Source organism: Tabrizicola sp. (assembly GCF_041913445.1).
Lineage (GTDB): Bacteria > Pseudomonadota > Alphaproteobacteria > Rhodobacterales > Rhodobacteraceae > Tabrizicola.
This window is the reverse complement of the sequence record NZ_JAYSFG010000001.1, coordinates 410060-426307: the sequence shown is the minus strand read 5'-3', so window position 1 is coordinate 426307 and position 16248 is coordinate 410060. Positions and strand designations below refer to the sequence as shown.

At 67.1% G+C, this 16248-nt stretch carries 14 protein-coding genes and 1 pseudogene; 12 read left to right on the top strand and 3 right to left on the bottom strand.

What is annotated here, in order from left to right; all coding sequences use genetic code 11:
• Positions 1-2: 2 nt before the first annotated feature.
• Positions 3-1058 (bottom strand): 4,5-dihydroxyphthalate decarboxylase, encoded by a 1056-nt coding sequence (locus ACE3Q6_RS02155; protein ID WP_374427463.1) that lies wholly within the window; start codon positions 1056-1058, stop codon positions 3-5.
• Positions 1059-1145: 87 nt separating this feature from the next.
• On the opposite strand from ACE3Q6_RS02155, the gene ACE3Q6_RS02150 reads away from it, so the two are divergent.
• From ACE3Q6_RS02150 to ACE3Q6_RS02125, 6 genes and pseudogenes are all read left to right on the top strand, one after another.
• Positions 1146-2093, top strand: coding sequence for a LysR family transcriptional regulator (locus tag ACE3Q6_RS02150; protein ID WP_374427460.1), 948 nt, complete (start codon positions 1146-1148; stop codon positions 2091-2093).
• A gap of 194 nt (positions 2094-2287) precedes the next feature.
• Positions 2288-2410, top strand: a pseudogene (locus tag ACE3Q6_RS02145) (LacI family DNA-binding transcriptional regulator); the annotation flags it as partial.
• Positions 2411-2494: 84 nt separating this feature from the next.
• The gene (locus tag ACE3Q6_RS02140) at positions 2495-3274 is read left to right on the top strand and encodes a substrate-binding domain-containing protein (protein WP_374427661.1); all 780 of its coding nucleotides are present in this window, start codon (positions 2495-2497) and stop codon (positions 3272-3274) included.
• A gap of 311 nt (positions 3275-3585) precedes the next feature.
• Complete coding sequence (locus ACE3Q6_RS02135) at positions 3586-4602, top strand: sterol desaturase family protein (protein ID WP_374427457.1); 1017 nt, start codon at positions 3586-3588, stop codon at positions 4600-4602.
• A 481-nt stretch (positions 4603-5083) separates the two neighbouring features.
• A complete protein-coding gene (locus tag ACE3Q6_RS02130; protein ID WP_374427454.1) occupies positions 5084-6082 on the top strand; it encodes an LLM class flavin-dependent oxidoreductase in 999 nt (332 codons plus the stop codon).
• A 150-nt stretch (positions 6083-6232) separates the two neighbouring features.
• Complete coding sequence (locus ACE3Q6_RS02125; protein WP_374427451.1) at positions 6233-6640, top strand: Fur family transcriptional regulator; 408 nt, start codon at positions 6233-6235, stop codon at positions 6638-6640.
• On the opposite strand, the gene ACE3Q6_RS02120 is transcribed toward ACE3Q6_RS02125, so the two are convergent.
• Complete coding sequence (locus ACE3Q6_RS02120; RefSeq protein WP_374427444.1) at positions 6637-8661, bottom strand: FAD-dependent oxidoreductase; 2025 nt, start codon at positions 8659-8661, stop codon at positions 6637-6639. The two genes, ACE3Q6_RS02125 and ACE3Q6_RS02120, sit on opposite strands and share 4 nt — an antisense overlap.
• 124 nt (positions 8662-8785) lie before the next feature.
• On the opposite strand from ACE3Q6_RS02120, the gene ACE3Q6_RS02115 reads away from it, so the two are divergent.
• On the top strand, positions 8786-9409 hold the full coding sequence (locus ACE3Q6_RS02115; protein ID WP_374427441.1) for a TetR/AcrR family transcriptional regulator: 624 nt from the start codon (positions 8786-8788) through the stop codon (positions 9407-9409).
• On the opposite strand, the gene ACE3Q6_RS02110 is transcribed toward ACE3Q6_RS02115, so the two are convergent.
• On the bottom strand, positions 9402-9821 hold the full coding sequence (locus tag ACE3Q6_RS02110) for a MarR family winged helix-turn-helix transcriptional regulator (protein WP_374427439.1): 420 nt from the start codon (positions 9819-9821) through the stop codon (positions 9402-9404). The two genes, ACE3Q6_RS02115 and ACE3Q6_RS02110, sit on opposite strands and share 8 nt — an antisense overlap.
• 101 nt (positions 9822-9922) lie before the next feature.
• Here ACE3Q6_RS02110 and ACE3Q6_RS02105 point away from each other — a divergent pair, with 101 nt between their 5' ends.
• The 5 genes from ACE3Q6_RS02105 to ACE3Q6_RS02085 are packed head-to-tail and all read left to right on the top strand — an operon-like array spanning position 9923 to position 16244.
• A complete protein-coding gene (locus ACE3Q6_RS02105) occupies positions 9923-10744 on the top strand; it encodes a xanthine dehydrogenase family protein subunit M (protein WP_374427436.1) in 822 nt (273 codons plus the stop codon).
• The gene (locus ACE3Q6_RS02100; protein WP_374427433.1) at positions 10741-13401 is read left to right on the top strand and encodes a molybdopterin-dependent oxidoreductase; all 2661 of its coding nucleotides are present in this window, start codon (positions 10741-10743) and stop codon (positions 13399-13401) included. Before ACE3Q6_RS02105 ends, ACE3Q6_RS02100 begins: the two co-directional genes overlap by 4 nt.
• Entirely contained in the window at positions 13398-14828 is a 1431-nt protein-coding gene (locus ACE3Q6_RS02095) for a 6-hydroxynicotinate reductase (RefSeq protein ID WP_374427430.1), read from the top strand. The genes ACE3Q6_RS02100 and ACE3Q6_RS02095 overlap by 4 nt, the downstream gene beginning before the upstream one ends.
• Entirely contained in the window at positions 14819-15670 is an 852-nt protein-coding gene (locus ACE3Q6_RS02090; RefSeq protein ID WP_374427427.1) for a UPF0280 family protein, read from the top strand. The genes ACE3Q6_RS02095 and ACE3Q6_RS02090 overlap by 10 nt, the downstream gene beginning before the upstream one ends.
• A complete protein-coding gene (locus tag ACE3Q6_RS02085; protein WP_374427424.1) occupies positions 15663-16244 on the top strand; it encodes an amino acid synthesis family protein in 582 nt (193 codons plus the stop codon). The genes ACE3Q6_RS02090 and ACE3Q6_RS02085 overlap by 8 nt, the downstream gene beginning before the upstream one ends.
• The last annotated feature ends 4 nt before the right edge of the window (positions 16245-16248 follow it).

Sequence of the window (16248 nt, the reverse complement as noted above, 5' to 3'; positions counted from 1 at the left end):
CCTCAAGTGTCCAGCACGGATGGGTGAAACAGCTCGTCAGGCGCGACGAGCCGGGGGGCCAGATGCTGTTCGACCGAATAGCGGCAGGCAGCCGCAAGTTCAGCCCTGGCGGCAGCAAAGCCATAAGGCCAGTAGTCAGCACCCATCGTACCGCGGGTGCGTTCGAGACTGGCGTTCAGCCAGGGCAGGCTCAGCCGGTTGGCCGATCCCAGCCAGACGTCCTCCAGCCGACGCAGGGCCATGTCCCGCGCGGCGGAAAACGCGGTGAAAAGCTTGGCCGGCAGGTCGGGGTGCTGGTCGCAAAGCGTGCGTCGTACTGCAATGACGTGCATGATCGGGAAGAACCCGGTGCGACGGTAATACTCCTGCTCCGCCTGCTCGAAGTCAGGAACGATGCGCTCGATCCGCGGATCCCCGGCCCGGAAAGCGGCCGGGGGGTGCGGGGCCAGCAGAGCATCCACTTCGCCCTCGAACAGCAACTGCTGAAGCGTTTCGCCGTCACGGATTGGAGTGATCGAGAGACACGGCGGTGGCTTGAGCGCAAGGCGTTCATGCCGGATCCCCTTGTCCAGCGCACCCGTGCGCCAACGGATTGCATCTGCCCTGACGCCGTAGTCATCCGACAAGAGGCCCCGCATCCAGAGGGCAGCTGTCATCTGGTACTCGGGCACACCCACGGTGCGCCCGGCCAGATCGGAAAGCGAATTGATCCCGCTGCCCGCCCGCCGGAAAAAGCCGTTGTGTCGAAACGCGCGGGCCAGAAAGACCGGGATCGCCAGGTAGGAATTGTCGCCCCGTGCAACCTGCAGGATGTGACTGGACAGCGAAAGTTCCGTCACGTCGAACCGGGCCTCCTTGACGGCGATCGGGAAAAGCTCGCTCGTCGGAAGGATGTGGGAATCCACCGAAAATCCCGGCACCGGAACCTCGCCGTTCAGCACCGGCAACGATCTGTCATGATCCCAGGTTGCCACAGAAATCGAAATCATTACCGGCACGTCCCCTGTTCTTGCGGCCACGGCGTACCGACTAAATGTTCCCTTTGCCTGCCATGACAATCAGTCGATGTTGACAACTGCTTTGCGCATCTTGCAAAGCTTGCAGATACAGGCCGCCAGTACCGTTGGAATTTTCAGGGGATTTCGATGGGTAAATCCAAGATCGTCGGGGCCTTGCCTCGCCTTCCACTTGAGGTTCTGCGGTATGTTTTGTTGATCGCCGAGCACGGCTCGACCCTTGCCGCGGCGCAGACGGTCAACCTCACCTCGTCCTCCCTCAGCCGAAAGATCGCGCAGCTTGAACACGAACTTGGCATTGCGCTTTTCGAAAGGCACTCACGCGGAATGAGGCCCACCGACGCCGGAAAGCTGGTCGTCGACGCGGCCCGCCAGATGCTAAGCCGCATGGACCGCCTCGCAAGCGACATCGACGACATCGGCACAAGCGGGCGGGGATTGATCCGGCTCTATACCTCGCAGGCCTTGGTCGAACATATCGTGATGCCCCGGGTTCTGCGCATGGCGGCAGACTATCCGAACGTGAAGATCGATCTTCAGGTCGCCGTCGGCCGGCAGGCAGAGCGTGCGCTCTTGATGGATGGTGCCGATTTCGCGGTCATCATAACCGTGCCCACCCATCCGGACATCGAGATCGTGGCGGAACGAAGCAATCAGGTCGTCGCGATCGTGCACAGCGCCCATCCCTTTGCCACGCGCGGCAGGATCAGCGCGGAAGAATTGGTGATGTCGCCTTTCGCCGCCTTGCCGCCCACCTACAACAGCCGGGTGGCCTTCAACAGCTTGCTTCCGGACGCCCTCAAGGACGTCCAACCGCAGATGACCGCAAGTTCGACTGCGGCACTCAAGGCCTATGCCAAATCGGGTCTCGGGGCATCCGTCGTCCCGGAACTGACCGTTGCCGGAGACGCGTCGTCCGAGGATCTGGTCGTCGTGGCACTCGAGGGAGCCGACAGGATCGACACCCGGATGTGCCTCTGTCGCAGACGGTCCCATATCATGGGAAATGCAGCACAAAGGTTGCTGGACGACTATTCGCAGTTCTTCACGGATGCAGGCAAGGGGCATCTCCATTAGGCTCCGGTCTGCTGTCCGCTTTCCGGCAATTCCCGACGACCGGGCACCTGACGAGCTTCGCCCTGCAATGCGCATTGGACGGTCCCCGCAGGAACAGATGATGCATTCTGACGCAATGGCGCGCGGCGTGACCTCTTGCACGCCTTCGGGGCCTTGGACAAAGTGAGGCACTTTGCGCCGTCAGGGAGACGTTCATGCCCCGCGTCACTATTGCCGACATCATGCGGGAAACCGGCCTGTCACGGGCAACGGTCGACCGCGTGCTCAACGGCCGGGGACGGGTGCATGACCGGACGCGCGCTCTTGTCGAAGACACGCTGCGAAAGCTGACGGATCCCGGAGGCCATCTGCACAGCGGTCCACCCTCGGCGGATATCGTCTTGCGGGTGGGGCGCGGGTTGATGGCGCAGATGCAGGCGGCCTGGACGGCGGGCGGGGTCAAGGGGGCGTTCCATGACCTGCACCTGGCCGAAGAAGGAACCGTGCTGCGCTGCGTCGAGGCGCTGTGCAGGGATGCGTCGCGGCCATTGATCATCACGGCCAAGAATTCGGATCGGCTTGTCACCGTGCTTGCGAATGCTCGCGCCAAGGGCAAGCGCGTGATCGCGCTGGTCTCCGACCTGAATCCGATGGCGCGGGACGGCTTTGTCGGGGTCGACGACCGTTCGGCCGGGCAGACGGCTGCCTTTCTGATCGGGCGGATGTTGGGTGACCGTCCCACGACCGTTGGGGTCGTTCTGGGCAGTAACGCCTTCCGCTGCCATGAAGACCGGGAGATCGGCTTCAGGACAGGACTCAGGGCGCATTTTCCGAAGATCGTGATCGCGGCCGAGGCGCAAGGCGAAGACAGTGCAGACCTGACGCGCAAGGCCGTCGCAAGGATGATCCAGGACCACCCTGCCTTGGGGGCGATCTACAACGTCGGCGGTGGAAATGGGGGGATGACCGACGCGCTCCGGGCCGCCGATCGCGCCGCCGACATGCTCGTCGTCGGGCATGAGGTGAATTCGGTCACCACTCCGCTGCTCCGCGGTGGGGCAATGGACTTCGCCATTGCTGGCCATCCCGGGGAAATGCTGTCCAAGGCCCTGGCGCTTGCGACCGGCGCTGAGACATTGCCCAATGCGCCGGTCCATCGCCCCTTTGGTGTCTACACTCGCTTCAACCTGCCGGACTTCTGACACTCGCCCGGGCCGAATCGCCGCTGGCCGTATCACGGCGTGGTGTCGCAGATTGCATCAGAGCTCGACCGTCACGCTGCTCCTGTCGGAAGGACCAAGGGGGGGCATGATGCGTTCTGATACATAAGGATCGTCGGACTGCAAATTCCACTTGCCGCAGATTTGGAACGTCTGGCAGGGGCTTTTCAAGCAAGCGCAAGGGAGGGCGCTGTCTGGGATTGAAGCATCCTCTTGATGGCTTCCCCGAAGAAAGATGCTCCCCAAAAGCGGTCGGCAGGGTGATTCCCCCGATTGGAATGCAGGAGGCAAGGATGGACGACACCAAATTCGGGACCCGGAACAAGCGCGGCGATTACAGCCCGAACGAGCCCCTGGTCCATGCGCCCCTGTTCCGCTTTCCTCCGAACCCGGGGGCGCTGCTGAAGTGGCTTCCGCACTATTTCCTGCCCTGGAACCTGATCTGGCTGGCCTCGGCCGCCGCGTGGTGGGTCTGGGTCGTCCCGGACGCGGCCGAGATGCAGACCCTGCAATGGGGCTGGGTCCTGTGGCTTCTTGCCGTGAATTGCGTGGCGGTCTTCGTCTTCTACGGCGCGCTGGAACTCCATCTCTACGTCCGCCGCGCCCAGGGCAACCGCTTCAAGTACAATGCGAAGTGGCCGGCCGAACACAAATCCGCGGCCTTCATGTTCCGAAGCCAGGCGATCGACAGCATGATCCGCGCCTTCGGAACGGGTGTTCCGATCTGGACCGCATGGGAAGTCCTTGTGCTGTGGGCCTGGGCAAATGGCTACGGTCCCTGGGTGTCCCTTGACCAGCATCCCTGGCTCCTGGTCGCCGTCTGGCTGGTGCTGCCGGTGATCCACGAATTCCACTTCTTCGTCATCCACCGCCTGATCCACACGCCCTTCCTGTACAAATGGGTCCATTCAGTCCACCACAATTCGGTCAACCCCAGCCCGTGGTCGTCCCTGTCGATGCACCCGGTCGAGCATCTCCTGTACTTCGCGACGGCCGCCTACCACTTCATCCTGCCGTCACACCCGCTTCTGGCGATCTACCAGCTTCACTACGCGGGCTTCGGGGCGGTGGTCGGACATACGGGCTTCGACAAGCTGGAACTGGGCGAGGATCGGGTGATCGACAGCCATGCCTACGCCCACTACCTGCACCACAAGTTTTTCGAGGTGAACTACGGCGACGGGCTGATCCCGCTGGATAAGTGGTTCGGCACCTGGCACGACGGCACCAAGGATGGGGACGCGGCGATGAACGCCCGATACCAGAAGACCAAGGCCAAGGCCAACGCCAAGGCGGCCAAGTCGGCCTGACCGGCACGAAATCCCAAGATCCTCACCGACCGCCGCTTTCGGCGATCGGGCGAGGTTTGCGGGGACGCCCAGAACGACAGCGGCATGCAGCTGGACCGGATCGACAATGTCAGCGCCAACGGCGATTACGGGATCATGGGTCGGACGAGATCGAATCCGGCACGCTTGGCGCGGGCCGGCGCTATGCGGGCATCTTCCGTTCCGGATCAATCCCCGGGCGTTCTTGCGAGGTCACTGTCAAGCGGGCAGGGTGGCTTGCAACCGCACTGACCACCTTTCGATCCATGATGCTGCTTGCGGCACCGGCTCGTCCGCCCGGCCAACGACCTTGATGGTGCAGCGCCGCTCCCACCTGCCCCCGGCCCATGGCAGCGCACCGGCCGAAGCTGCGCTGCAAGCCGCACCTTGAGCTGCGTCCACCGCCTTCCCCCTTGGCCCCACCGGCCGGAATGATTACCTCTTCCGGTAACGGAGGCCCCTCATGCAGCACTTTTCCTACCTCGACCTGGCCCCGATCCCCGAAGGTCAGACCGCAGCCCAGGCGCTTCAGTCCACCGTCGATCTGGCGCAGGCCGCCGAACGCGCAGGCTTCCACCGCTACTGGCTGGCCGAGCATCACAACATGCCCGGCATCGCCTCTGCTGCGACCCCCGTCCTCATCGGCCACGTCGCCAGCCACACGAGGACCATGCGCATCGGGGCAGGGGGGATCATGCTGCCGAACCACTCGCCTCTGGTCATAGCCGAGCAATTCGGCACCCTCGCCACCCTCTACCCGAACCGCATCGACCTCGGCCTCGGCCGCGCCCCGGGCACCGACATGCAGACCGCCCGCGCCCTTCGCCGCCACATGGCGCAGGAGGACACCTTCCCAGCTGACGTGCAGGAGCTCCTCCACTACCTCGGCGACACCCCCGGCGCCGTGCAGGCCATCCCCGGCATTGGCACCAATGTCCCGGTCTGGATCCTCGGCTCCAGCACCTTCGGCGCGCAGCTGGCAGCCTACTTGGGCCTCCCCTACGCCTTTGCCTCGCATTTCGCGCCCACCCACCTGGAAGAGGCGCTGGAGATCTACCGCCGCACCTTCCGCCCCTCCGCCCACCTCGCCAAGCCGCACGTCATGATCGCCATTGGCGTCTCCGCCGCCGCCACGGACGAGGAAGCCACCTACCTGAGGTCCTCCCAACTCCTCGCCTTCGCGCGCCTGCGCACCGGACGCCCGGGCCAACTCCCAAGGCCCACCCGTGACCTTGGCGACATCCCCGAGCCCATCTTGGCCCAGGCCCGCTACGCGCTCTCCTGCTCTGCCGTCGGCTCCCCCGGGACGGTGCGCCGCGAACTCACCGCGCTCATCGCCCGCCACCAGCCGGACGAGGTGATGATCACCGGCATGATGCACGACCACGCCGCCCGCGTCCGGTCGCTGGAGATCGCGGCCGACATCCTGTCCGACCTTGCAACCCCCGCCGCAGCCGCCTGAGCGCGGCGAAAACGGGCAGGGGAAAAGCCTTAACACCACCCTAACAGAAATTTGCAAACCATTGAAATCAATCGTATCGCAGGCTTTGTCCACCGTGGACACCTCCGCGGGATTTGACCCGGCACCCCGGTCCCGCTAGCATCCCGCCCCATGAAACCGACCCCGAAACAGGCCCTCCGCGAGACCGGAGTCCGCGTGACCCGCCAGCGGGAGGCCCTGCTCAAGGTCCTCACCGAGGCCGAGGACCACCCGGACGCGGCCGAACTGCACCGCCGGGCCCGCACCCTCGACGACAGCCTCTCCCTCGCCACCGTCTACCGCACCCTCTCCGTCCTCGAACGGGAAGGCGTGGTCCTGAGGCTCGCCCTCGAGAACGGCGGCGCCCGCTACGAAGTCGCCGACGCCCCCCACCACGACCACATCGTCGACCTCGACACCGGTCAGATCACCGAGTTCCGGTCCGAAAAGATCGAACAGCTGCAGCGAGAAATCGCAGCCGAACTCGGCTACGAGATCGTCCACCACCGGATGGAGCTGTACTGCCGGAAGCGGACCTAGACCGTCCTCACCAGCCGCAGCGCATCATAGATCGCCGCGTGGGTGTTCCGGGCCTCCACCGCGTCGCCGATCCGGAACAGCTGGAACCCCTCCACCTCCGGCTGCGGCAGTCCATCGATGAGGCGGGCGTAGTCCACCGCCCCCTTGTTCCCCGAGGCAGGCTTCAGCTCGAAATAGAGGTCCGCCAAAGGCTGCGTCCCCCCGTTCACCACCACCTGGTCATGGACCTGCGTCTTGTCGAGCTTCATGTAATCCGACCCGATCACCGCCTCGAGCTGGTTCCCCGCCCGGCGGACGGCATCCAGCTTGTAGGTCACCGTGAAGGTCACCGCCTTGTCCTGCAGCGCCCGCATGTAGGGCACCAGGTTCATCCCCATCACCTCGGGCGAGAAGGTCCGGTCGCGGGTCATCACCTCGACCTGTCCCCCCGCCTCGGCGATCACCTGAGCCGCCTGCAGGGCGGCGTGGTCGCCCGCGTCGTCGTAGATCAGGACGTTGGTCCCTGGCTTGGCATCGCCCGACAGGATGTCCCACGAGGAGACGACCAGATCGTTCCCCTCGGCCAAAGGGCCCGTCGTCGGCAGGCCGCCCGTCGCGATCACCACCACGTCGGGGTTCTCGGCCAGCACATCCGAACCTTCGGCCCATGTGTTGAACCGGAACTCGACGCCCAGCCGCGTGCACTGGGCCATGCGCCAGTCGATGATCCCGATCATCTCGGCCCGCCGTTTCTGCTGCGCGGTCAGCCGGATCTGGCCGCCCGGCTGGTCTGCAACTTCGAAGACAACCACCGAATGCCCCCGCTCCGCCGCCACGCGCGCCGCCTCGAGCCCCGCCGGACCGGCGCCCACCACGACGACCTTCTTCTTCACCGCCGCCTTCGCGATCTCATGCGGCTGCGAGCCCTCACGCCCCGTCGAGGGGTTGTGGATGCAAAGCGCCATGCCGCCCTGGTAGATCCGGTCCAGGCAATATGTCGCGCCGACACAGGGGCGGATGTCATCCTCGCGCCCTTCGATGATCTTCCTCACGATATGCGGGTCGGCCATGTGCGCCCGCGTCATTCCGACCATGTCAAGCTGGCCCGTCGCCACGGCGTGCCGCGCCGTCGCCACGTCCGGGATGCGCGAGGCGTGGAGCGTGGGCATCCCGACCTCGGCCTTGATCCGGCCCGCGAAGTCGAGGTGCGGGGCCGAGCGCATGCCCTGGATCGGGATCAGGTCGGTCATCGCCGGGTCGGTGTGAATCCGGCTGCGGTTGATGTTCAGGTAGTCGACCATCCCGGAGTCACGGAACATCTTGCCGATGGCCACACCTTCCTCGATGTCGATCCCGCCCGGCTCCATCTCGTCCACGCCGTAACGCATGCCAACGATGATATGATTGCCAACGCGCTTGCGGACCGCGGCCACCATGTCCATCGCCAGCCGCGCCCGGTTCTCCAGGCTGCCGCCGTAGGGTGCGTCCAGGATGTTCGTCAACGGCGACATGAACTGGTCGAGGAGGTGGCCGTGGCACAGGAACTCGATCCCGTCGACCCCAGCCTCTTTCATCCGCTCGGCCGCATCGGCGAAATCGCGGATGATGCGGGCAATGTCCCAGTCCTCGGCCGGTTTCGGCGTCGCCCGGTGCGCGGGTTCGCGTTCGTGCGTGGACGAGACCACGGGCAGCCAGTCGCCCTTGTCCCACCGGGTCCGGCGGCCGAGATGGCTGAGCTGGATCATCACCGCCGCCCCGGCCTCGTGGCAGTCGTCGACAAGGCGCTTCATCCACGGAACGACTTCATCCTTCCACGCCAGGAGGTTGGAAAAGACCGGCGGGCTGTCGCGGCTGACGCTGGCCGAGCCTGCCGTCATCACCATCGCCACCCCGGCTTTTGCGCGTTCCAGATGGTAGAGGCGATAGCGGTCCTTCGGCATCCCGTCGTCACCATAGGCCGGCTCGTGGCTTGTCGTCATGATTCGGTTGCGAAGCGTCAGGTGTTTCAGCTGGAATGGCTGGAGGAGCGGATCGTTCGACATGGGCCGGACCTTGGGGTTGGAGTGAATCGCCGTGTTGCCATCACTATCGCAAAACTTGACACGTGTGTCGAGTTTCGTTTCGACCCGCTTGTGAAAGCCCTGCGCGGGTGGTTAGGTCGGGGCCATGAACACGGAAAAGCCTGAGCGCGGATGGCGGGGGACGCCGGACCTCTGGCTCGACGCGGCCTATCAGCTGCTGGTCGAGGGCGGGGTTGAGGCGGTGAAGGTCATGCCGCTGGCCGAAAGGCTGGGCCTGTCGCGCACCAGCTTCTACTGGCATTTCCCGGATCGTGAGGCGCTTCTGGCGGGTCTCGTCGACCGCTGGAAGGCCAAGAATACCGGCAACCTCGTCGCCCGCTGCGAGGCCCCGGCGGTCACGATCACCGAGGCGATGCTCAACCTGTTCGACTGCTGGTACGACGACGCCCTGTTCGACAGCCGACTGGAATTCGCGATGCGGACCTGGTCGTTGACCGATCCTGCGGTGGCCGCAGCGATGAGCGAGGCCGACGCCACGCGGGTGGCGGCGATCACGGCATTGTTCCGCCGTTTCGGCTATGGCGCGGCGGAAGCGGACACCCGGGCAAGGACGCTTTACCTGACGCAGGTGGGCTATATCGCGGTCCGGTCCGAGGAAAGTCTGGACGTGCGCCTGTCGCGCAACCCGGCCTATGTGCTGACCTTCTGTGGCGTCTCGCCGTCGGAGGCAGAGGTTGCCGCGTTCAATGCGCGGCACCCGGTCAGGTGAGCCTGGCCAGCAAGGCCGAAAGCTGCGCCGCTTCCTCGGCGGTCAGGGGGGCCACGGTTTCGGCGGAAACCGACAGCGCGGTGCCGACGCGGTCGGCAAAGAGCCGCTCTCCGGCCTCGGTCAGGCTGACGGTCAGGCGGCGGCGGTCGGCGGGGTCAGCGCGGGTCTCGACGTAGCCCAGCTTCGTCAGGCGGTCGACGACGCCCTTGATCGTGGCGGCATCCATCGCCGTGGCGCGGCCGAGGTGGTTCTGGGACTGGGGGCCGATTTCCACCAGCCGGGCCAGGACCGCGAACTGGGTGGTCGTGACCTCGGGGATGGCCGCGGCGAAGATCGCCAGATGCCGCTGCGTCACGCGGCGCAGGACATAGCCGATCTGGTCGTCGAGACGGTAGGCTTTCGCGTCGGTCATGGTTCCGCGATACGACTTGCGGTTGTCCCGCGCAAGACCGTTGACAGAATCCCGAGGGGGTCACAGTCTGTTGCTATGCAAATGAAATAGGGACCGTCGCCTTGGACTATGCCCGCCCTCAGACCCTGACCGAGGCGCTTGGCCTTCTGGCCTCGGGCGGTCGCGTGCTGGGGGGTGGGACGGACCTTTATCCCGGTGCGGGGGCGCGGCTTTCGGGCCCCTTGGTCGACCTTTCGGCGCTGGCCGGACTGGCGGGCATCAGCCGAGACGGCGGTCTGCGCATCGGCGCGGCGACGTCCTGGACCGCGATTGCCGAGGCCGATCTGCCGCCTGCGCTTGCGGCGCTGCAACAGGCCGCGCGGCAGGTCGGTGGCCGGCAGGTGCAGAACGCGGGCACGCTGGGCGGCAATCTCTGCAACGCCTCGCCCGCTGCGGACGGGGTGCCGCCGCTCCTTGCGGTGGGCGCCGAGGTCGAGCTGACCTCGGTATCCGGTGTGCGGCGACTGCCGCTCTCTGCCTTCCTGGTCGGTCCGCGCCGGACGGCGCTGGCCCCGGGCGAGGTGCTGACCGCGGTGCTGGTGCCGGAGGGGGCATTGCGGGGCCGTTCGGCCTTCCTGAAGCTCGGCGCGCGGTCGCACCTGGTGATCTCCATCGCCATGGTGGCCGCACGTATCGCCGTGGACGGAGGGCGCATCGCCGAGGCTGCAGTGGCGGTCGGCGCCTGCTCGCCCGTGGCGGTCCGGCTGAGGGAGGTCGAGGCGGCGCTGGTCGGTGCGACGGCGGCGTCGGCCGCGGACCGGGTTCGCGCAAGCGACGTGACGGCAGCGCTTTCCCCCATCGACGATGTGCGCGCGACGGCGGAATACCGACGTGAGGCGGCGGTCGAGCTTGTCCGCCGGGCCGTGGCGGAGGCTGTGGGATGATCCGCTTCTCGTTGAACGGTGCCATGGTCGAGGTTGATGCGCCCCCGGCCGAGCGGCTGTCCGAGACGCTGCGCGAACGGTTGGGACAGGTCGGGACCAAGGTCGGCTGCGATGCGGGCGACTGCGGCGCCTGTACGGTGCTTGTGGACGGAGCGGCGGTCTGCGCCTGCCTGACGCCGGCTGCGCGGGTTGCGGGGCGCGGCGTGACGACGGTCGAGGGCGAGACTCCGGAACTCACGCGCCTGCGCGCAAGCTTCCACGCCCACGGCGCGGCGCAGTGCGGGATCTGCACGCCGGGGATGTTGCTGACCGCCGCTGACCTGCTGACACGAACCGCCCGGCCTTCGGAGGCCGAAGTGGAACAGGCACTTGGCGGCGTCCTATGTCGCTGCACGGGCTATCGCAGCATCATCGCGGCCGTCGTGGCGGCGGGGCAGGGTGACCCTGCCGCAGAGCCCGTGGGCAAGGTCGGCGCCAGCATCCGGCGGCTGGACGGCGCGGCCAAGGTGGCGGGCGACAGCTTCGGCGCGGATGAATGGCCCGAGGGGGCGCTGGTGGTGAAGGCCGTCCGCTCGCCCCATCCCCATGCCGCCTTCCAGATCGGCGACCTTGGCGACTTCCGCGCCCGGCCCGGTGTGGCGGCGGTCTTCACCGTGGCCGACATCCCGGGCCGCAACGCCTTTTCCGTGATCCCGCCCTTCGCCGACCAACCCGCTATCGCGGGTTCTCCCGCGCGTTTCCGGGGCGAATGCGTGGCGTTGGTCGCCTTCGAACCCGGTGCAGAGCCAGACGTCTCTGCCTTCCCCATTGCCTGGACCCCGCTGGAGCCGCTTGCGACCCCCGAGGCAGCCGAGGCCGGCGCGCCGATCCATGCGCAGAGGCCCGGCAACCTTTTGGTCGAAGGGCGGGTCATCAAGGGCGACGCCGCCGCCGCCTTGGCCACCAGCGCGCATGTCGTCGAAGGCACCATGACCACCGCCTTCGTTGAACACGCCTATATCGAGCCCGAAGCCGGGGCCGCCTGGATGGAGGGCGACACGCTTGTCATCCGTGCCTGCACCCAGGCCCCCGGCATGGACCGCGAGGATACCGCCGCAATCCTGGGCCTGCCCCTGGAGAGGGTCCGCATCATCCCCTCGGCGACGGGGGGCGGCTTCGGGTCCAAGCTCGACATCTCGCTGCAGCCGCTGATCGGATTGGTCACGCTGAAGACCGGGCGTCCCTGCCGGATGGTCTATTCTCGCGCCGAGAGCATGACCTCGACCACCAAGCGCCACCCGGCCGAGATGCGGGGGCGCATCGGCTGTGATGTCGAAGGTCGCATCACGGGGATGGAGTTCGAGGGTCGCTTCAACACCGGGGCCTATTCCAGCTGGGGCCCGACCGTGGCCAACCGGGTGCCGGTTCATGTCTCGGGGCCCTACCTGACGCCGAACGTCACTGCCCGGGCCCGCGCGATCCACACCCACGGTCCCGTCGCGGGCGCGTTCCGGGGGTTCGGCGTGCCGCAAGGTGCGCTCTGGCAGGAAACGCTCTACGACCGGCTTGCCGACAAGGTCGGGATCGATCGGCTGGAATTCCGCCTGCGGAATGCGCTGCGCGATGGCGATCCTTCGGCCACCAGCCAGGTCCTGCGCGCGGTCGGCATCCATGACTGCCTCTCGGCCCTGAAACCACACTGGACCCGCGCCTTGGCCGAGGCGGCTGCGCAAAAGGGCAGGGGCGTCGGCGTCGCCTCCTGCTGGTACGGCTGCGGTAACACCGCGCTGCCCAACCCCTCGACCATCCGCATCGGCCTATCGCAGGCCGGAGAGGTTGTCCTCCACCAGGGCGCAACCGACATCGGCCAGGGGTCGAACACCGTCATCGCCCAGATCGCGGCCGAGGCTTTGGGCCTGCCGCTGACCGCCTTCCGCCTCATCGGCCCGGACACCGCTTTGACCCCGGATGCGGGCAAGACCTCGGCCAGCCGCCAGACCTTTGTCACCGGTCGCGCCGCCAAGGCCGCTGCCGAGGGACTGCGCGCCGAAATCCTGCGCCGCGCCAATGCGGGCGAGGGTGCAGTTCTGGCGCTGGAGGGTGCAGTGCTGACCGTCCGCGACCGGGGGACCCTGGCGCGGATCGATCTGTCCACACTGCCGCTGGACGCCCACGGCCATGCGCTGACCGCCGAGGCGAGCTATGACCCTCCGACCTCTCCGCTGGATGCGAACGGCCAGGGGGCGCCCTATGCCGTCTACGGCTACGGCGCGCAGATGGTGGAGGTGGAGGTGGACCGGGCCTTCGGCACCGTCCGCCTTCTGAAGATCACCGCCGCACACGACGTGGGCCGCGCGATCAACCCGCTGCTCGCCCGCGGCCAGATCGAGGGCGGCATCGCACAGGGTATCGGCATGGCGCTGATGGAGGAGTACCTTCCGGGCCGGACCGAAAACCTGCACGACTACCTGATCCCGACCTTCGGCGATGTGCCCCCCATCGAAAGCCTGCTGATCGAGGTTCCGGACCCCGAGGGCCCCTTCGGTGCCAAGGGCCTGGGCGAGCATGTCCTGATCCCGACCGCCCCCGCGATCCTGAACGCGATCCGCCACGCGACTGGGGCCGAGATCACCCGCGTTCCCGCGCTCCCGCACCGGGTACGGGAGGCGCTGGGATGACCCAGGACCCCGAGAAGATCCGCTGCGATGCCTGTCCGGTGATGTGCTACATCGCGCCGGGCCAGACCGGGGCCTGCGACCGCTATGCCAATGACGCAGGCCGGATCGTGCGGACCGATCCGGTGGTCATGCTGTCCCACACGGTCGAGGCCGGGGGCCGCATCGTCCCCTTCGCCGCGCGGGACTGGGACGGCTCTCCGGTCCCCGCCGACGCTTTCGTGACCGGTATCGGGTCCGGAACAACCTACCCCGACTACAAGCCCGCGCCCTTCATCGTGTCCTCACGGGTCGAAGGCGCCGACATGGTCACGGTGGTCACCGAGGCGATCTTTTCCTACTGCGGCGTCAAGGTGAAGATCGACACCGACCGCTTTCTCGGCCCCGAGGGGGCGGTGGTCCGCGCCGAGGGCGAACCCATCGGCCACGTCACGACCGCGGAATACGGGTCGCAGATGCTGTCCCTTGGCGGCGTCCACCACCTGACCGGCGGCAGCAAGGCCGAGGGCCGGGTCACCTGCGCGGCGATGCTGGCCTTGTGCAACGGTGAGGCGGTGGAACTGGCCATCGATGGCGGCTCCACGGTCGTCGTGCAGGCGGGCCAGGCCCCCATCGTCGACGGAGTTCGGGAACGGCGGATGCGGGTCGGCTGCGGCTCGGCCACCATCGGGATGTTCGCGGTGCAGTGGCAGGGCCTGGTGGACGAGGTGGTGGTGGTAGACGACCACATCACCGGCGTCGTCAGCGAACATCAGGCGGGCAAGGTGATCGGTTGGCAGCCGACCGGCATCAAGATCAAGGGCCACCGCTCGACCCCCGGCCGCTATTTCCGCGTGTCCGAGCCCGGGCAGGGCTGGGGCGGCACGCGGCTGACCGACCCGCTGGAGATCCTGGGCGAGTGGAACCCGAAGAAGGGCGCACGGCCCGGCCTGAGGCTCCTCATGGTCTCCACCACGGGCGAGCAATACGCCTACTATGTGCTGGATGACGCCCTGCGGCCCATCGTGCAAGAGTTGCCGCAGAACCTGAAGAAAACCGTCGAACTCATTGACGAGAATTGCGAACCTTCTCTTTGCACCGTGCTGTTCGTCGGTGGCGCGGGCGGTTCGCTGCGCGCCGGGGTGGCCAAGAACCCGGTGCGCCTCACGCAATCGGTGCAAGGGGGCGTGACCCGACTCACATCTGGCGGGGCAGAGACTTACGTCTGGCCCGGGGGCGGGATCACCTTCATGGTCGACGTCACCCGCCTGCCGAAAGGCGCCTTCGGCTATGTCCCGACGCCCGCGCTGGTCGCACCGTTGGAGTTCACCCTGCCGCGGTCCGATTACCTGGCGATGGGCGGGCATGAGGATGCGATCCGCACGCTGGATCAGTCGATGGCCGAGGGGGGCGAGTACCCCACGGCTGCGAGGGTAGAGCCATGGCCCTGACCGCCGCCGCCCCGACCGGAGCCATCGCGGCGCTTTTGCCGGGGAACCGCCTGCATTTGCAGCATGGCCCCATCGACATCGTGGCCGAGGCCTTTGGCGACCCACCGGCCGTCCGCGCCGCCTATGCCCGCGCGGCCCGGCGCTTTGCCACGGTGCTGGACGAGCTGGTCGCCGAACTTCCCGCGCTACGGTCGCCGAAAGCGGAAGTGACGGGAACCATTGCCTGCCGCATGACCGCCGCTGTCGCCCCGTTCCGCCCGGCCTTCATCACTCCGATGGCCGCGGTCGCAGGATCCGTGGCCGAGGAGGTCGTGAGTGTCCTGCGCGGTCCGGGCATTACCCGCGCCTATGCCAACAACGGCGGCGACATTGCGCTGTGGCTTTCTGCAGGGGATTTGACCTGCGCCCTGGCGGCCTCGGGTGGGGTGGACCGGGTGACGGTGGATACCGCCAGCCCGATCCGGGGGATTGCCACCTCGGGCTGGCGAGGCCGCAGCTTCTCGCTGGGGATCGCCGACGCGGTGACGGTGGTGGCGCGGACGGCGGCGATGGCCGATGCGGCGGCGACGATCGTGGCGAATGCGGTGGACCTGAGCCACCCCGGCATCCGCCGCCGCCCGGCGCGCGAGGTGCAGTGTGACAGCGATCTGGGCGACCAGATGGTGACTGTCGCGGTCCCGATCCTGTCAGCGGCGGACCGGACCCAGGCGCTGGAAGCGGGCTTGCGCACGGCAGAGGCGTTCCGGGCGCGCGGATTGATTGAAGGTGCGGCACTTTTCCTGCAGGGTGAGATGCGGGTGACGGGCGCGTTGGCGCTGCAACAAGGGGGCGCAAGTGGCTGATTTCGCTGTCAGGAAGATCGTGGTCCAGCTTGAGGAGATCCGCCATGAAGGCGGGCCGCTGGTCACTCCGCCCCCGGTCCGGGGTGCGATCTACGCCATCTGCGCAAACCCCTACGCCGGCCGCTACGAGCCCGACCTGCAGCCCGCGATGGAGGACCTGAAGCCGCTGGCGCTGGACCTGACGGACCGTCTGGTCGCGCTGCTTGGCGGGCGCGAGGGGATCGACGCCTATGGCAAGGGAGCCATCGTGGGTGAGGGCGGGGAAAGCGAACATGGAGCGCTCTGGCATGTCGCGGGCGGCTACGGGATGCGCGAGAGGCTGGGGGAATGCCGCGCCATCGTGCCTTCGGTGATGAAGGTGGGAGGTCTTGGCGCGACGCTTGATCTGCCGCTCGGCCACCTCAACGCGGCCTATGTCCGGTCGCGCTTCGATGCGATCACGCTATGCTGTCCGGATGGGCCACGGGCGAACGAAGTGATGTTCGCGCTTGGCATGGCGCGCGGCGGGCGGGTCCACAGCCGCATGGGCGGGCTGGAAATCCATCAGGTCAAGGGAGAGGACGGACTCAGGTGACGCG

Coding starts and splice junctions, on each gene's coding strand:
- ACE3Q6_RS02150 (WP_374427460.1), top strand. CDS start 1,146: ATGGGTAAATCCAAGATCGTCGGGGCCTTGCCTCGCCTTCCACTTGAG.
- ACE3Q6_RS02140 (WP_374427661.1), top strand. CDS start 2,495: ATGGCGCAGATGCAGGCGGCCTGGACGGCGGGCGGGGTCAAGGGGGCG.
- ACE3Q6_RS02135 (WP_374427457.1), top strand. CDS start 3,586: ATGGACGACACCAAATTCGGGACCCGGAACAAGCGCGGCGATTACAGC.
- ACE3Q6_RS02130 (WP_374427454.1), top strand. CDS start 5,084: ATGCAGCACTTTTCCTACCTCGACCTGGCCCCGATCCCCGAAGGTCAG.
- ACE3Q6_RS02125 (WP_374427451.1), top strand. CDS start 6,233: ATGAAACCGACCCCGAAACAGGCCCTCCGCGAGACCGGAGTCCGCGTG.
- ACE3Q6_RS02120 (WP_374427444.1), bottom strand. CDS start 8,661: ATGTCGAACGATCCGCTCCTCCAGCCATTCCAGCTGAAACACCTGACG.
- ACE3Q6_RS02115 (WP_374427441.1), top strand. CDS start 8,786: ATGAACACGGAAAAGCCTGAGCGCGGATGGCGGGGGACGCCGGACCTC.
- ACE3Q6_RS02110 (WP_374427439.1), bottom strand. CDS start 9,821: ATGACCGACGCGAAAGCCTACCGTCTCGACGACCAGATCGGCTATGTC.
- ACE3Q6_RS02100 (WP_374427433.1), top strand. CDS start 10,741: ATGATCCGCTTCTCGTTGAACGGTGCCATGGTCGAGGTTGATGCGCCC.
- ACE3Q6_RS02095 (WP_374427430.1), top strand. CDS start 13,398: ATGACCCAGGACCCCGAGAAGATCCGCTGCGATGCCTGTCCGGTGATG.
- ACE3Q6_RS02090 (WP_374427427.1), top strand. CDS start 14,819: ATGGCCCTGACCGCCGCCGCCCCGACCGGAGCCATCGCGGCGCTTTTG.